Below are 16913 nucleotides of genomic sequence, written 5' to 3'. Positions count from 1 at the left end.
TAACTTTGTTAGTTCTATCTCCAACCTTCAAAGATTCCCCTGAACCTTTGAAGCTAGTCAACTGTGCGGTGGTGGGTTAAAAAGGTATGGGAGACCTTTTTAAGCTGAAAACGGAACTTGCAAGGTAAGTGTCCGCAAAATCGATTTCTGCGAAATCACGATTTTTGTCCCACTCTCTTTTATTCTTCTTACACAAGTCCTTCAAGAAGTCCTTTCATGAAGTCTTCTGAATGGAATTCTCCGATATCGTCAATCTTTTCACCAAAGCCGATGAATTTAACTGGGATATCTAGTTCTTCACGCACCGCTAGGACAACACCACCACGGGCAGTTCCATCAATTTTCGTTAGGACCAAGCCTGTCAGAGGGGTAATTTTTGAAAATTCCTTGGCTTGACTAAGCGCATTTTGTCCAGTTGAGGCATCGACAGCTAACAAGGTTTCATGCGGAGCGTCTGGTAATACACGTTTGATAATACGACCAATTTTTTCTAACTCAGCCATGAGATTATCTTTATTTTGAAGACGACCTGCGGTATCAATCATGAGAATATCTACATTTTCTACTATAGCACGTTCCATCCCATCAAAAACGACTGAGGCTGGATCTGACTTTTCAGGGCCAATTACCACCGGAACATCTACTCGACGTCCCCATTCAGCTAACTGGGCAACTGCTCCCGCACGGAAGGTATCTGCTGCAACCAACATGACTTTCTTGCCTGCTTGCTTGTATTTGTAGGCTAATTTCCCGATTGAAGTTGTCTTACCAACTCCATTTACCCCTACAAACAGCATGACAGTGAGATTGTCTTGAAGATTGATTTTTTCATTGTCAAAACCGTCTTTTTCATAGATATCTACTAGTTTTTCAATGACAACACGTCGCAAATCTGCTGAAGATTTGGCATTTTCTAACTTGGCCTCATAGCGCAAGTCTTCTGTCAATCTTGAAGCCACCTTGACTCCGACGTCTGAAAGAATCAACAATTCTTCCAATTCTTCAAAGAAATCCTCATCTACTGTACGGAAATTGGCAAAAAACTCATTGAGTTTGGCCCCAAAACCAGTCCGTGTTTTTTTAAGACTACGACTGTATTTTTCTTCCTGTGTCTCAGAAGGTGCGACTTCGTCGTCTTCTTGTGGCGCTTCTACTTCTACAAGACCAGCCTCTGACTTGGTCTGGATAGCGACAGATTCGCCCGTTTCCGCTGCTTGTTCCAAGCGCTTAGCGGCAGCTTCTTTTGCTGCATAATAAGCCGCAACTTGAGCAGATTGGCTAGGAGTTTCGACTTCTTCTACCTGTGGTTGGACTTCAGCCGAGACTTGTTCAGGCTCCTCTATATCAAGAACCGGCTCTTGTGTTCCTTCTGGTTCCTCAGTTGAAACGTCAGTAACTGCTTCCTCGGTCTCGACAGGAACAACATCGGCTTGTTCTGGAGTGACATCTGAACTGTCAGTGGCAGCATCAAGAGTTTCAGAAGTAACTTCCTCTGAAAGAATCTCTTCTGTCTCTTCTTTTTTACGACTAAATAGTCGGTCAAATAAACCCATCTTATCCCTCGCTTAATACGTATTTGTTAACAACCCAGGCAACTGCGTCTTCGTCATTGGTCATTGGTGTCACGACGTTTGCGACAGCTTTTACCTTGTCAGAGCCATTTGCCATGCAGACTCCGAGACCTGCCCACTCAATCATGGAAAAATCATTTTCTTCGTCGCCACATGTCATGACTTGGTCACGTGTCAATCCCAGATGAGCAATCAATTTTTCTAGACCATTTGCCTTGTGTACACCCTTAGGACTCCACTCCAGAATGATATCTCGTGATTTGAAAATTTCGAACTGCTCATGGAGTTCTTCTGGAATATCCTGAATCCGTTCATCCAAGTAATCTTGGGCGACAGCTGTGATTGCTTTGTTGAACTCAACACCAACTGGCAAGTCTGAAAACTCTGTTGGCAGATAATTCAAAAGTGGGTTGCAGGTTGGGTAGAGCGAGTCAACCGCAGAAGACAAAACATAGACATCGCCACCACGGACAATATCAAGAGGTAGTCCCAACTGGTTGGTTACTTCGCGAAGCTTTATCACTTCCTCCATTCCAAAGCCAATCTGGTCAATCACTTTACCAGTGTTGGTCTGGATCAAGCCTCCGTTGAAGGTCAGTGAGTATTGGTCATCTCCGATGAGGTCTAACTCTTTCAAGAATGGCTCTACTGCTGGTAAGGGGCGACCAGTTGTAATCACAACTTTCACGCCAGCCTGACTGGCTTTTTTCAAGGCTTCCTTGTTTGCAACCGATATTTCTTTTTGACTGTTCAATAGTGTCCCATCAAGATCCAGGGCGATTAGTTTGATTAACATGCAATTTCCTCCATATAGGTCATGACGGAACCCGTATCGTGGTCTCCGATAATTTCATCTGCTAAGGCTTTGATTTCTGGCTGAGCATTTTCAGGAACGACTGCCTTTCCTGCAAATTGCAACATTCCAACATCATTGAAGTTGTCTCCAAAAGCAAGTACCTCATCCGCCTGGATTCCTAATGTCTCACACAAATGTGCCAAACCATTTCCTTTGTCTACATGGTCCAACATAACATCCAAGCACTCAAAACCACTGGTCATGGATACAACACCTGGGATAGTCTCAGTCAACCACTCAGCCGCCGCCTTCAGCTCCTCAGGTACAAAATTAGCTCCAACTTTATAAATCTCATCCTCAACCTCTTCAAAATCATCTACCAAGATCAAGTCTGGATAATAATGCTTCATGAAGGCTAGGTATTCTGGACTAATACTCTTCAGGCCATAGGCACCATTTTTACCTGAAACGTGAATCGCATCAGCATTTTGGAAGCGACTTTCCTTGATACTTCGAACAATACGCATGTAAAGCTCACGAGGCATGATTTCCTCATAATAAATCTTATCCTTTGAGCGTACAACGGTACCATTTTCACCTAAAAAAAGCATCTGGTCTTCAAAGCCAGCAAATTCTCTTTCCAACGAAGAGAGGGCACGCCCACTTGCTGCTACAAAATAAATTCTTTTTTCACGAAGTTTTGGCAATAGTTTGGCTAGACGTTCGCGGTCAAACTGACTCTGATCATCTAAAAACGTACCATCCAAATCTGTGGCAATCAGTTTTATCATACAATTATCTCCTTTTTTCTTTTAGGGGTGTGCAAACGGCATTTAGGGTGTGCACCTTGTAACGATTTATGTAAACCCCTTTATATCTGCATTCTGTTTAATCTTTTTTATTTTTATAAATAACCATTTTCTCAATTAAGGTTTAGTAATTTATTCATTATTTTTAGTTTTTCACTTGTTTTTTATCTATTAATCTTTTAGCATGTCGTAAAATCGGTAATTCTCGTCTAGCAATCAATCTGCCTAATCTTGTAATACTTGCTTTTTCATACTCTTCTACAGCTTCTTCATACGACAGTTTTAAAGTGGATAACTGAAACTCCTCTTTTTCAGCTTGGGTCAACTGTTTATCTCCTTCTGATAAAACCACACATAAAAAATAATGATTAATATTATGCCTATGAACTAAGTTATAAAAGTCGCTAATAACGCCTAATTTACAAACAATTTTAACTTGTACACCTAGTTCTTCTTTTAATTCCCTCTGAATGGCATCTGATAGATTTTCACCATCTTCCACTCCGCCGCCCGCTGTTTCAATTAAGGTTGCTTTTCCAAAGTCATCATTTCTCTTTACTCGAACAAAATAGAAGTTGTTTTCATCACAAACAATTGCACGAACAATCTGCCTGTCGTGATCAATAAAATCATATTTCCACTCTGTGTCTTCTAGTTCTATATATAATTCTTCATCCAATTTGAATCCCCTCCATTTCTGCATTCTGTTCAATTCTTCTTATTATATCATAAAAAGAGACTTTCATTCCATTTATAAAAACAGCCAGATTATATTTCGATAACCTGACCGTTTTTGAAGTGGACTTCCACTTTTTCTTTTGTATATATCACCATTTTGTCAACTAAGGTGTTGAATAACTTCTCATCAAATGCTGTGACCATGTGTTCTTGTTTGTCTAACAAATCTACAAACAACCTCACGTCCGCACTTCGTTTTCTCTTGAGTTGTAGAGTACTTTGTTTCTCAAGAAGCCTGCTTTGTAACTTGTCATACCTACTGACTAGCTCATCGTATTCTGCTTGATAGATTTCTTGATTTTGGATAACTTTTGTATTTCGCTCTACCATCTTTTCTGCTTGTTCCTGAATGTCTGCCATCTCAAGTTCTAAGTCTTTGATAATTTCTGTTAATTCATCTGTGTTCTCAAGCATGGTTACTAACATCTCCATATTTTGGATAATCTCTGTTTTGTTAGTGATGACCTGATTGATGGCTTGAATACTCCACCTATGGATATGCTCCTCTTTCAATGATGGCGTGTCACATTTCTTTTTCCCTTTATATTTTTGATTACATCTATAGACATACTGTCTGTACTCACTATTGGAATGCCAGACGTGTCTGCCATAGCTGTTACCACAACAACCACAGATTATCTTCCCACAAAAACTCACTTTATTTCGATTGTGCGTTTTTTGAAGTTCCAATTGAACTAAATCAAAGGTTGCTTTATCGATAATGGCTTGATGGTTATTCTCCACATAGTATTGTGGCAGTTCCCCCTCATTTTTCTTTTTCTGTTTCGTTAAGTAGTCAACCGTGAATGATTTTTGAAGTAAGGCATCTCCTTTATATTTTTCATTCTGCAACATCCGTTTTACAGTTGCGTAACTCCATACTGTTTTCCCTGCTGGTGTAGGGATTCCTTTCTGTGTAAGTAACTTTGCGATGCTATTTGGATTTTCTCCTTGAAGAAATAATCCAAAAATATATCTGACGATTTTAGCTTCGTCTTCATCAATCTCAAATCCTCCATTTTCACCTACTTTAAAACCTAATACATTGCCATATCCAAAACTAACTGCTCCTTCTGCCGCAAGTTTTCGCTTGCTCCATTTGACGTTCTCTGAAATACTGCGACTTTCTTCTTGCGCTAAGGAGCTCATAATAGTAATGAGCAACTCACCTTTAGAATCAAGTGTCCAGATATTTTCTTTTTCAAAGTAAATCTCAACGCCTACTTCTTTTAGTTTTCTAACGGTTGTTAATGAGTCAACGGTATTTCTTGCGAATCTACTCACTGACTTTGTAAGGATTAAATCAATTTTACCATCCAGAGCATCTTCCACCATTTCTTGAAATCCTAAACGCTTCTTCGTATTCGTTCCGCTTATACCTTCATCAGAATACATTTTGACAAATTCCCAATCAGAACGACTACTGATGTACTCAGTGTAATAATTCATCTGTGCTTCGTAAGAGGTTGTTTGGTCATCATGATCCGTAGATACCCTTGCATACCCTGCGACTTTACGTTTCTTTAGACTAGGTAGTTCTGATGAACGAATAGTCTTCGCAGGTTCTATTGTAATAATCTTTTTAGTCATGATGTTTCTCCTTTTTCTTATTGTGTAGACTTCTTCTTGTTTTCTCTTGTTGCACTTCTTCAAACATTTCTTGGGAAATAATCGCTTCATGGGCATTTTCTACGATGTACTTTGTTCGCTCCCCTTTATTTTCAACGGAACGCCCTTTATGACCTATATGGTATGTTTTCTGTAGGATAAGTGTGCCTGTATAGGCAACTTGTCCTAAAATTCTATGAACAATACTTCGTGTAAACAGATTTCCTTTTCGTGTTCTATCTCCTTTTTCGTTTAGCTCTCTTGCGATAAAGGTTGGCGTTAGTCCGTTTAAATACCACGTATATATTTGTCTCACAACTTCAGCTTCCTTTGGCTCGATTTCATATCTTGTTTCTTTAAACCGATAGCCATACATATCTTGTTTAATGTAAGGTAAGCCTTGTTCGAACTGCTTTTTTACTTTCCATCTAATGTTTTCACTGATAGCTTTCGATTCTTCTTCAGCAAGTGTCGCTAAAAGTGTGAGTAGTAGCTCTCCATCAGTTGTTAAGGTATCAATATTTTCTTTTTCAAATCGAACGCTGATATTTAGTTGTTTTAATTCACGTATGGTCTTAAGCAACTCTACCGTATTTCGTCCAAAACGTGAGATCGATTTCGTTAAAATAATATCTATTTCTCCCTTTCGACAATCACTAATTAGCCTTTGGTATTCTTTTCTCTTACTTGTGTTTCGTCCACTCGTTGCTTCATCCACATAAACACCTTTAAATTCCCATTCAGGATGATGTCCGATTAAGTCATTATAATAACTCACTTGATTCGATAACGATTGAAGTAAACCAGTATGCGATACTCGTGCGTAGGCTGCTACCCTTAACCTCTTTTGTTCAGGTAGTTTTGATAGAGTGATTTTTCGTATCTGTTTCATTGTATGATCCTCCTTTTGTAGTACTATATATCACTCTAAACGCTTTATTTATCAAGTGTTTCGTCCATGTATTGACTAAAAATCGGTTGATACATTTCAAGCATTTTTCTTTGAAAATCTTCATACTGTTCTTTCTCAATAACTTCATCATTTAATAGCTTTGTAGCTTGAAGCATCGTAACTTGATAGGCTAGTTCATGAATAAATTCTTCATTAGTCATAACTAACACCTCCAAAGCGATACGCCACGTAACACTCATGACTACAATACTTTCTCTCTTTATTGGCATACGACTGAAATTCTTTTTTACAATTTAGGCATTCATGAGTGGTATAGGCTTTTCTATTTACTTTATTTAAATGCATATTCCACCATTTCATCCGACAAGCGTCACTACAAAACTTTTTAGATTTCTTTCCTTTTGTTTGATGTAGTGGCGTTTGGCATAACAGACATACGTCACCATCCGTACTTATCTCTTTATCTACATTCCAACGTCTACAGTAGGATTTCACAGTATTAAGTGAGACTCCAGTAATAACTGAAATACGTTTATAGCCTAAGCCATTTTTTCTAAGTTGTGTTATATCTTCTTTTTGTTTATCATTCATATTCTTATCCTCCTAATAGAAATAGGACAGTTGGGCTGACTTTAAGTACTAGTTTTTAAACGTTTCTCCAATCTTCCTAAATCTATAGGCAAAGACTTTTTTATGAAATGAACCCCCTAAAACAAAAAAAGACCTACCGTAGACATTAAAAATCTACGATAGATCTTTCCTGTATTAAAAATAAAAATATGAGTATAGACTGATTTCCTCTAATCTATACTCAGATTGTATATCTCAGAGCTTAAAAGAGTAATATACAAACTATAGTTGATTTATTACTTTTTATAGCTTATCCTAACAACTCATTCACTCGTTGTTGTACTTGGTCATAATTATAACCAGCACCCATGAGTCTATTTCTACGGTCTTGTCCATTTCCCCATTGCCCATTGATGACTTCTTTAGCTACTTCATCAAGAGATTTGGTTTGTGGTACTGTGCCATAAATAAGGGCATTTACTCGTTCTTGAACTTGGCTATAAGAATAACCTGCAGACTCCAGCGCAGATTTGCGCTCAGCTCCGTTCCCCCATTTACCGTTCAAGACTTCTCGTGCCACTTCATCAATTGACTTTTTAGTTGAAGATGGCTGTGGTTTCGGTTGAGGAGTTGCTGACGGAGTACCTTTCTTCGCAAGCATTTCATCAACAGTCTTTCCAAGTGTCACAAAGTACTTCATGCGTGATACAAAGTAATCCTTTACACTCCCTGTTGTTCCACCATGAAGTGCTAGTGAACGGTGTGGGCAAGTAGTTGGTACGAACTCATGATGAAGTCGCACCGTTTGATGGTTGATTGGTAAGTTGTAGAAAAGTAAGTCTTCTGTCGCTTGCATCAAAGCCATATCTTCGTTAGCTAAAAACTCTGCATCTCCAACTTTTAAACTCTCACATACTTCGTAACCAATAGAGTGGGTATTGCTATGCCACTCACCTGTGTGATAACCAATATTATAGTTATCAATCACTCGTGCAATCGTATGGCGATTGATGTAATAGTGGGCAATTCCTAGTTCCTTGTTTCTGTTACGTAACCAGTTAATGTACTGTTCAGGTGTCATACTTCCTGCATCGTTATGAATGACCACAAAGTCAATACTTGCCAAACGTCCAACATTCATTAAATTTACATTGATTTTTTCTACCATATTAGTTTCCTCCTTTATCATTACGATCATGTAGCTGATGTAAAATTAGTTTTAATTGTTCTGGAATAGGTAAGCCTAAGTAAGCCGCATTTTCTAATAAACTAATCCCTTCATTGGATAGATAAAAGAAAATAACAGCTGTACGTACCACACTACCACTTCCAATAATGTGTAAGTCGAGTACATTAGCGACCCCAACCATCACAAAAATAAGCACCTTACGAAAGATGCCTTTAAACCCTACTGAGCTTGATAACTTTTTATCCACGATGGCGCACATAATACCCGTGATATAATCAGCCACCACAAATAATACAAGTGCGGTCAATATACCATCCACTCCTCCTAAATAAAAACCAAGCCATCCACCGAGTCCAGTAATAATGGCTTGGCTCATTGCCCATAATTCTTTCATTTGTTTTCCTCCTTTATGCTGTGCGTTTCCACATATAAACCGTAATATACGGTTGTAGTTTGTCATAACCGTTTGGTTTCTTAACGGCAGGTTTAATTTCGTTTCCTGCAAACTTGTCCCATCCACGACCAGTAGAACCATGATTGGTTAGTTTTCCTTGATCTAAATAAGCATGATGATTTCCTATCCCAAGTCCACCAACTTGTGGTAAAGGTAAGTCTTTACTTCCACCTTGCTTTTCAGCTACGTTGAATTCAGCCTGATGTTCATCTAGTCCCACGAGTGTCCGTCCTTGTCCAAATCTTACCCATGTTCCTCCTAGAAAGATGGATGGATTAGTACTCGTTGTCCCAATATAAATAGCCCCTACTGGATAACTAGCCAGTAAGAGCTGTTTAATGTATTGGTCTAATGGGTGCCCATTCACTTTAATGTGCCACCTTGGGCTTATATCTAAACAATTTTCAAATTCAGCAACTTTCCCTAGTGCGATACCTTTTCCAGACTTATGAAAGTCCATCAACACATAAACCGTTCCAACCTTTTGGTCAAGTACATAAGTCGTAAAGGCGTCAGTTACTTCTAATCGAATATCCCATGTATTCTCTCCATCAGTCGGTAAGACTATATTCCCACTTTGCAAGTAACTCGTGACAGTCACTGTATGATAACGCCACTGGCTTTCGGTTTGTTTCTTATACCCTATTTTAAAGGAACGTTTATTTTTATTATTGACTGGTGCAATATCTAGTTTAAACACGACTTTAACAGATGTACCAGTATCACTGAGTGTTCCATTGGGTTGACACCTTGAAATGGATAAACTAGAAATTCGTGGTGTATACCAATCAAACACAACTGGATGTTCCGTAACTGCCCCAGTTAAACCACGAGTATCTGTCACAGTTGCGGTAACGACTTGCGTGGTACTTGAAAGAACTTCTGAAACAGCGGTATTACTTGGATAGGTAACGCCACTCAATAGGAGCGTTCTTGAAGCGACCTTTGTTTTACCATAAAAGCGTTCACTCACAACTGCTTTAATTTTAGATTGCCCTTTGACAAATCCACCATACGTTTCTTTCAGTCGGTTCTCATCTGTGAGTGTCAAGCTCACAACTGGTTTCATATCACTTGTCGCTAGAATGGTAAGCTGTGGGCTGACTTCTTTTACACCAATTTGCGTCCCACCAGAATAGGTATAGGCTCGAATTCTTAATTTCTGACTGGAGCTATGAATATAATTCGCCCAACTTTTAGGAAATACCCATGTATAACTTGTCCCTACTCCTGTTGCGATATTTTGAAAAGCAATACCGCCATCATCAACACCTGCTTGAATGGTGTGCGTGAAGTTCGAACTAGCTCGTGGCAAATTGATAACGATATTCTCACCAAATGCATAAGTCGTTTTATTCGTAGTTGGTTGTGTGGCTCTTGCGATAGTAGGTAATGACCAAGAACCACTTCCACGAGAATTAACCGCAAAATAATAAATCCCAGCTTCACAACTCGCACTAAAACTACGACTTCCATCATTGTTATGGTTAAAAGTATAGGTTCCACTTGCGACTTTCGTACCTGTTTGGAGTTGAATACGTGTAGCCGAACTAAATACGGTCGACCCATCAATCACCACTTTAAAATTCCCAGACATATACCAAATAGTTGGATTCCCTCCAGCACCTTTCACACTCCAGTTTATCGTTGTTTGATTGCGGTCAATCGACTGACTAGCCACATTCCACTCAAACACTAAGGAGCGTGATTCATACGCATTTGTATTAAATGATCCATTGTTTGCCATCTAATTCACCACCTTTGTAAAACTTAAATTTCCTGTCTCCCTTGGGATAAAAGCAAACTTTCCTAATTTCAAGCTCGTCAAAAACTCCCCATCTACCGCATAAAACTTTCGATTTTTCCAATAAGCTGTATCTACTCCACTTTCACGAAAGACAATCTTGTCATTTTCAATCCGAAGTGTAATGGGGTTATTAGTTTCGCCAAGTAAGATATCCCCATCTTCAAAGCGAATGTACTTCGTGATTTCCGCAAACTTGGAGGCAGTGTTACCATTGATTGCGCCTTGTTCACGTTTATATTCATGAAAGAGAAATTCAATACTTGTTGCGGTTTGTTTAATCAACGTTTTGACTTGTTCAAGGAGCTCATTGGCTTTTTCCTTGTTGTAATAACCATCTGCCACTTCCAGTCGTATTTCGTTAGCTGACTGACTAATGTTTGAGTTCGCTTCACGAACCGCACGAACTACTGCCAAATCACTCTCACTTTTCACTTCACGTTCTAAATTTCGATAGACGGTTTCTAAGGTTTGGAGACTTTTTAAGCTATCTTGCACATAAGACTTAAACTCTGTACCGATGGTTAAGATATTCTTTTCAGGGTGGAGTAAGTCTAAAGACAGTGAACGTACGAGCATTTTCTGTTCCAAGTCAAAGTTTGGAATCTTAATTGGAATTTGTGTGCCAAGTAAAAAAGGCGAGACACTCACTCCTGCTTTTGAAAGGTCGGCAGCGGTTAAGGTGTATTTTGTACTAAGCCCCATTGCCTCGGCAAGGTCTTTCTTACCTGCTTGAAGTAGACGTTCAGGTGTGGTGATATGGTCATGTACAACTATTTTCTTAATCACACCATAACGCTTAATCCCTTCTTCATCTCGTAACTCCTTATAACCATGTGTCTTTTGTAGTGTTAAGCGTTCGTCTGTATCTCTCCCATCTGCATCTTTTACTTTTGCCCCTACTGGTAAAATGACTGTTGCAAGTTCATGACTGGTCATCTCTTTTTTAGCGTCCATCAAATTGACGCATTGTTCAATCGTCTGATTACTTAAAAACGGTAAGTCTGCTAAGTAATCAATATATACCCTATTATTTTCATGACGAATCCATAAATATCCTCCGAGCAAATCTAAAAACTTCTCTTTGAGTACTTTCCATGTGGATAAATACTGATCACTTGAACGGACGATATTTCCTTCTTCGGTGTCATTTCTGACCGTCACATTTCCAACCATAAACTGCTTAGTTGGTTCTACTTGGTTATTATGGTTAGTAATTATAGTACGAAACAAAGTCGCCACATCCCCCACCGAATAGTTAAACGGCTCTTGCATGGAATCATTAAAAAAAGCGAGTTCGCCCTCGCATTCAATCATATCATTTTGAAATAAATCAAGTGTTGGTGCGTAAGGCCTACCACGAAAGAGTAATCGTCCATCATCATAAACCGTAATGAGTGACTTCATGAGTTTTGCTTTGCCATAACTTGGATTAGACTTTGGAATCGTCACTTTGAGTATCCCTGATTCATTCAATCCTAGTTTCAGCTCAGCATCTAGCACACTGTAGTCTTCAAAATGTGGATGATACAACTGTTCATTATCAACATAAATACTGTACATTAAATCACCCCCTGTTTAAATGATACTTTTATCACGCCACTACCACTGACTTTCAGTTCATTATTTCCAGTTTTAAATAAAATAGGTAGTGTATGAACGCCTTTTTGAACTGTAAAGGTAGCCCCCTTAAATTGAATTGTCGCATTCCCTGTTGTTTCAATTTTAGGTACAACTGGCATCATCATACATAAACACAACAGACTAGTAGGTGTAGTAGAAAGAGTACGTTCTTGATGAAACTCCCTATCTAAAAAACGATAAGGAAAACAATCGCACTGCACTTTCACTGTATAGTGACCATGTTCTCGTGTCACATCTGTGATCACACAGCGCCCTTTAAAATAGCCATTGAGATGAGAAAAATGAATTCTGACTTCACGGTTAAACAATCGATAGCCTAGTGCCTGACGTTTCTGTTCTAATGTGGCATCATCTCCTACTATCCCAAACACCAGTTCAATGGAGCGGTTATGGTAGGTTGTGTAACCTGTTAGTGCCTCACTCATATCCAGTTTTCCATTTCGACCAGGTACTTCCACCAGTGTCAGTTGTGGTTCAGGTATTCCAATATGAAATTCTTCCAGTACGATTTGATGACGTTGGTATAGGTTCACATCATCTAAACTTAATTCAATCATCCTCTTTCCCTCCTAACAGCTAAATGTGACAGACCACTATCAATAGCTGGTAGTAATTTTCCAACCAGTGTCCCATCTTCTAAATAAATCCCTTTACTACTATTGTCTGCGATAATTTGTAAATAAGGTTCTAGATTGTTCATGCCTAGTTTTTCATCTAACATCTTGTTTAATTGATTGTAAAAACCACGCAGTGGTAGTATCGCCTCTGCGCCTGCCTCACCACCAGCCATGAGTGAAGAACCGTTCATGCCAAACAAGGTTGGTCGGGTCATGATCCCACCTTCTTTATACCAATCAATGGCTAAATGCGGCACACTTGGTGGAGCAAGTGAAAAACTCCCTTGAATACTAAAGTGTGGCAATTTAATGTGGGGTAGTTGTAGTCTGATACTACCAAAGAAACCAGTAATCGCATCAACAACTGATTTAACTTTATTCTTCGCAGCTTCAATCGGTGTCGTAATGGCTTGTTTGATACCATTCCAAATCGTCACAGCTGTATTTTTGATACCATTAAAGACACCACTCACAGTACTAGCTACAGCATTAAACACACTAGATACTGTATTTTTAATACCATTTATGACTCCACTAATCGTACTTGCGATACTATTCCAAATCGAACTAATAAATCCTTTTACGGTATTAAATACTGTCGTGATGATTCCTTGAATGATTGTTAGTATAGTTGAAATAACGGTACGGATCGCATTCCAAACAGTTGAAAAGACACCTTGAATAACCGCTAAAACACTCCCAATAAAACTACTTATCGCAGAGAATACTGTAGTTACCGTATCACTGATGACATTCCACACACTCATGATCGTCTCTTTACAGTTCTCCCAAATAAAGCGAAACGGTAAGATAATCAAATTAAAATAGCCTGTGATGAGTTCAACGATAAACATCAAGGCTACAGTTAAAATATTTTTGATAGTTTCCCATACAGTGCTAAAGGTAGTAGATAAGTTATCCCAAATACTTGTAAAGAATGTGGCGATACTTTGCCATGTGGTTTGTAAGAAAGTAGAGATTGTCTCCCACAAGCCTTTAAACCACTCCGTAATGGCTCCCCAGTTTTTAATCGCAAGAACAATTAAAGCAACTGCCGCCACAATTCCTGAGATAATACCAATAATAGGAAGTAGCGACAAGTTCAACGCACCAAAACCTGTCGCAGCGCCTCCTGCAGCTACCCCTGCCGCCATTGTCCCTGCAGCACTTCCAGCTCCAGCAACTCCAACAGCTGTTGTTCCAGTAGCCGTTCCACCTAATAAACCAATTAACCCACCAAGTGCTGAAGTAATTGTCCCTACAGCTGTGATGAGTTTGCCTACAAAGATTAAAACAGGACCAACAGCTGCAGCAATTAATCCAAATTTTACGATAGCTTGTTGCATACCAGGTGATAAACTATTCCACTTTTCTTTTAAATTCCTTAATACATCAGCCACTTGTTTTAAGACAGGTTGTAAAACCGTCATCAATGAATTCCCTACATCTGCACCAACTAGCTTTAAGGCATTCAATGTCGTTTGAAAACTATCAATTGGATCTAACGTTTCGTTGAAGGTATTCTCGACATTTCCAAGATTATCATTCATTGATGTACCGAGTTCTGCGAATGAGAGTGACCCATTTTTACAGGCTTGATAAATGGCAGCGCCTGCTTTTTTACCAAAGAGTTCATAGGCTGCTTTTAGACCTTCTGTTTCGCTTGAAGCATTTACCATACTGTCTTGGATTTCTTTTAGCGCCTCATTCATCGGCTTTCCTTTGGCAGTGGCATTGGCGAGCGCTTTTGTCAAACCACTCATGACTTGTGATGTATCCGCACCAGACATCTCGACATTTCCTAAGAAGTTGGCAGCGTCACTTGCCGAGAACCCAAGTTGTTGTAAAGCAGCAGAGTTTGTGACCATACTAGTCGCTAAGGTATCCATACTAATACCTGTTCGTTGACCGACTGCATTCATGGTATCAAGTAAGGCTCCTGTATCTTCTGCTTTCAATCCAAAAGCGGCGATAACTTTTTGCGTATTATCAATTGCGGTAGAAACATCAAGGTTATTCAGCTGGGCAAACTTGATGAACTTACCCGATAAGTCTTCTAAAGCGTCTCCTGTTAAACCAAAACGAGTATTGACTTCCCCAATGGCAGCACCAGCCGTTTCAAAGTCCGTTGGAATACTTGTGGCTAGGTTTTCCATGCGTTTTTGCATATCTTCTAACGCATCACCAGTTGCCCCAGTTTTTGTGACAATGGTGTCCATCCCATTATCGACATCATTAAAGGCTGCAAGGCTAGCTGCACCGAGTGCTGTAATAGGTGCTGTGATATGAGTAGTCATCTTTGTACCAACTTCTGTCGTCTTATCGCCTACACCCTTAATTTTCCCACCTAATTCTTGCATAGACGCAGACAGTGCTGATGGCACTTGTTTAGCTTGTTCCTTTAGCTTTTCAAGTTCTTGTTCGGTTTCGATGATTTCTCGTTGTAGAGCATCATACTTCTCTTGTCCAAGCGTTCCATTTTCGAGTTGCACTTTGGCTTGTTTATCAGCGTCTTTTAAAGCCGTTAGCTTATCGCTAGTTTCTTTCACAGCGCTTTGAAGTAGTTTTTGTTTTTGCGCTAAGAGTTCTGCATTAGTTGGATCTAATTTTAATAATCGGTTGACGTCTTTTAAAGCTGATTGCGTATTACGAATATTGGTATTGACACCTTTTAGGGCTTTATCTAAACCAGTCGTATCGCCGCCAATTTCAACTGTGATTCCCTTGATTCTATTTGCCATAAGCATTCCTCCTTTCTTTAAAAATGGGTATAAAAAAGACACCAATTCTGGTGTCTGAACTAATTTTTATTCTCTGTTTGATAATATTTTTTTCAATTCATCTAAACTATATTGTTTATCTGACAATGCATATCTTCCTAATTCAAATAGTATCCCTGAATAAAAAATTATTTCTTTAGAATAATCACTATTTAAACGTATCATTTTTCTATTATCTCTATAAATATAATTTTCTCCGTCAAATTCAACTTTGGAGTACAGTTCAGAATAATCATGTATCTCCTTTATAACTGTTTTTCCTTGGTTCTTATATCTTGCTGAAAACTGCGAATGATTTCCACCATTACATACTACTATATCCATCGGATACAAGTAGTTGTTTCGAACATTATAACTATATCTTTCACCATCAAAAATATTATCTTCATTTATGTTCAACAAATTATCTACAATTCTTTGTCCACTCCAAGGATTTAACAAAATCGGAAGCTCTCGTATTCCTATTTTAATAGCGTGGTTATCTATAATTTCATCTCTTACATATTTTTTATCCTCTGGGTGTATTGTTTCAAATAAATATACCTTGTGCTTTTCATCAAACAAACTATTGATTTGCTTATATATCTCTTCTATTCTTGAATTATCTTGTGAACTATCTGGGTGTTCAATAGAGGCAATAGATTCCCTAAAATTTAAATATTCAATTACTACACTCCTTAATCTCCTAATCACTCGATTTTTTTCTTCATTAGTTTTACTATTAATTAAATTCTCGTAATGACTATATCTACTTTTATACTCATTCTTATTTTCTAATACTTCTTTGGATATATTTTTTTAATTTGGAACATTTTCTTGAAATATTTCATCATATGTTGCCCTCCATTTAAATCAAATTTCTTTATTTATTATATCACTGTTTAAATAGTTCTAAAACCTATCAAACTCCTTCTGTCCAGCAACTTTCTGATACTTCACATCATCATTGGCTTTTTCTGTCCACATATCGAGCACCATACCAATCGTGAGTAAATCTAAATCTCCAATCGAGATTCCTATCTCGACACTTCTGAGTAAGAATAAAGCTGTTGTCATTTCACGACTTGTTTTTTCAAGTTTTTTTTAGACTGAATATCGGTTTGTAAGTTACTACCCCATAGTTCCAAAATCTCCGGTAAGATTTCATAAATAGAAAACATTTCAAACTCATCTAACCACTCATCAATGGTTGATGGGATAGATTTATCGGCATGCCACGCCATAATATATGCGACATTTTCAAAGATTTCTAAGTCTTCAATCTCCAATGTATTCGAGTCTTGCTTAAAGGACTTTTCTAGCTTCGCTAAATCTTTAAAAATATCACGCTTAAACTTAATACGATACAAGCGTGGAATGGTTGCGGATGATTTGAATTTCACTTCTTTGTTGTTTACGGTTACTGTTTTTTCAATCATAA

At 38.5% G+C, this 16913-nt stretch carries 17 protein-coding genes; all 17 read right to left on the bottom strand.

Annotated features, from left to right (window positions below):
* Positions 1 to 188 precede the first annotated feature (188 nt).
* Positions 189 to 1553, bottom strand: a complete 1365-nt coding sequence (ftsY, locus tag J2T50_RS01580) for a signal recognition particle-docking protein FtsY (protein WP_253362969.1) — start codon at positions 1551 to 1553, stop codon at positions 189 to 191.
* A gap of 1 nt (position 1554) precedes the next feature.
* The gene (locus J2T50_RS01575; protein ID WP_253362968.1) at positions 1555 to 2367 is read right to left on the bottom strand and encodes a Cof-type HAD-IIB family hydrolase; all 813 of its coding nucleotides are present in this window, start codon (positions 2365 to 2367) and stop codon (positions 1555 to 1557) included.
* Positions 2361 to 3158 (bottom strand): HAD family hydrolase, encoded by a 798-nt coding sequence (locus J2T50_RS01570; RefSeq protein WP_253362967.1) that lies wholly within the window; start codon positions 3156 to 3158, stop codon positions 2361 to 2363. Before J2T50_RS01570 ends, J2T50_RS01575 begins: the two co-directional genes overlap by 7 nt.
* Before the next feature lie 163 nt (positions 3159 to 3321).
* Positions 3322 to 3855 (bottom strand): NUDIX domain-containing protein, encoded by a 534-nt coding sequence (locus J2T50_RS01565; RefSeq protein ID WP_436299882.1) that lies wholly within the window; start codon positions 3853 to 3855, stop codon positions 3322 to 3324.
* 89 nt (positions 3856 to 3944) lie between these two features.
* A complete protein-coding gene (locus J2T50_RS01560; protein ID WP_253362963.1) occupies positions 3945 to 5504 on the bottom strand; it encodes a recombinase family protein in 1560 nt (519 codons plus the stop codon).
* Positions 5497 to 6414 carry a recombinase family protein gene (locus tag J2T50_RS01555; RefSeq protein WP_253362961.1) on the bottom strand — a complete coding sequence of 306 codons (918 nt, stop codon included), beginning with the start codon at positions 6412 to 6414 and terminating at the stop codon, positions 5497 to 5499. The genes J2T50_RS01560 and J2T50_RS01555 overlap by 8 nt, the downstream gene beginning before the upstream one ends.
* Positions 6415 to 6458: 44 nt before the next feature.
* Positions 6459 to 6635, bottom strand: coding sequence for an SHOCT domain-containing protein (locus J2T50_RS01550; protein WP_253362960.1), 177 nt, complete (start codon positions 6633 to 6635; stop codon positions 6459 to 6461).
* Positions 6628 to 7026 (bottom strand): RNA polymerase subunit sigma-70, encoded by a 399-nt coding sequence (locus J2T50_RS01545; RefSeq protein ID WP_253362959.1) that lies wholly within the window; start codon positions 7024 to 7026, stop codon positions 6628 to 6630. The genes J2T50_RS01550 and J2T50_RS01545 overlap by 8 nt, the downstream gene beginning before the upstream one ends.
* Before the next feature lie 289 nt (positions 7027 to 7315).
* Entirely contained in the window at positions 7316 to 8173 is an 858-nt protein-coding gene (locus J2T50_RS01540) for an N-acetylmuramoyl-L-alanine amidase (protein WP_253362958.1), read from the bottom strand.
* A 1-nt stretch (position 8174) separates the two neighbouring features.
* Positions 8175 to 8588: a phage holin family protein gene (locus J2T50_RS01535; RefSeq protein ID WP_253362957.1), complete on the bottom strand. Its 414-nt coding sequence runs from the start codon at positions 8586 to 8588 to the stop codon at positions 8175 to 8177.
* A gap of 13 nt (positions 8589 to 8601) precedes the next feature.
* On the bottom strand, positions 8602 to 10395 hold the full coding sequence (locus tag J2T50_RS01530) for a phage baseplate protein (protein WP_253362956.1): 1794 nt from the start codon (positions 10393 to 10395) through the stop codon (positions 8602 to 8604).
* Complete coding sequence (locus J2T50_RS01525) at positions 10396 to 12015, bottom strand: phage tail protein (RefSeq protein WP_253362955.1); 1620 nt, start codon at positions 12013 to 12015, stop codon at positions 10396 to 10398.
* Complete coding sequence (locus J2T50_RS01520; protein WP_253362953.1) at positions 12015 to 12653, bottom strand: phage tail family protein; 639 nt, start codon at positions 12651 to 12653, stop codon at positions 12015 to 12017. Before J2T50_RS01520 ends, J2T50_RS01525 begins: the two co-directional genes overlap by 1 nt.
* Complete coding sequence (locus tag J2T50_RS01515; protein ID WP_253362951.1) at positions 12650 to 15454, bottom strand: phage tail tape measure protein; 2805 nt, start codon at positions 15452 to 15454, stop codon at positions 12650 to 12652. The genes J2T50_RS01520 and J2T50_RS01515 overlap by 4 nt, the downstream gene beginning before the upstream one ends.
* Before the next feature lie 66 nt (positions 15455 to 15520).
* The gene (locus J2T50_RS01510) at positions 15521 to 16285 is read right to left on the bottom strand and encodes a DUF6710 family protein (protein ID WP_366515772.1); all 765 of its coding nucleotides are present in this window, start codon (positions 16283 to 16285) and stop codon (positions 15521 to 15523) included.
* A 99-nt stretch (positions 16286 to 16384) separates the two neighbouring features.
* Complete coding sequence (locus tag J2T50_RS01505) at positions 16385 to 16549, bottom strand: hypothetical protein (protein WP_008088063.1); 165 nt, start codon at positions 16547 to 16549, stop codon at positions 16385 to 16387.
* Complete coding sequence (locus J2T50_RS01500; protein WP_253362947.1) at positions 16546 to 16911, bottom strand: hypothetical protein; 366 nt, start codon at positions 16909 to 16911, stop codon at positions 16546 to 16548. The genes J2T50_RS01505 and J2T50_RS01500 overlap by 4 nt, the downstream gene beginning before the upstream one ends.
* Positions 16912 to 16913: the final 2 nt, after the last annotated feature.

Origin of the sequence: Streptococcus gallinaceus (assembly GCF_024170225.1) — a bacterium.
GTDB lineage: Bacteria > Bacillota > Bacilli > Lactobacillales > Streptococcaceae > Streptococcus > Streptococcus gallinaceus.
The sequence above is the reverse complement of the archived record's forward strand: the minus strand, read 5'-3'. Positions and strand labels throughout refer to the sequence as shown.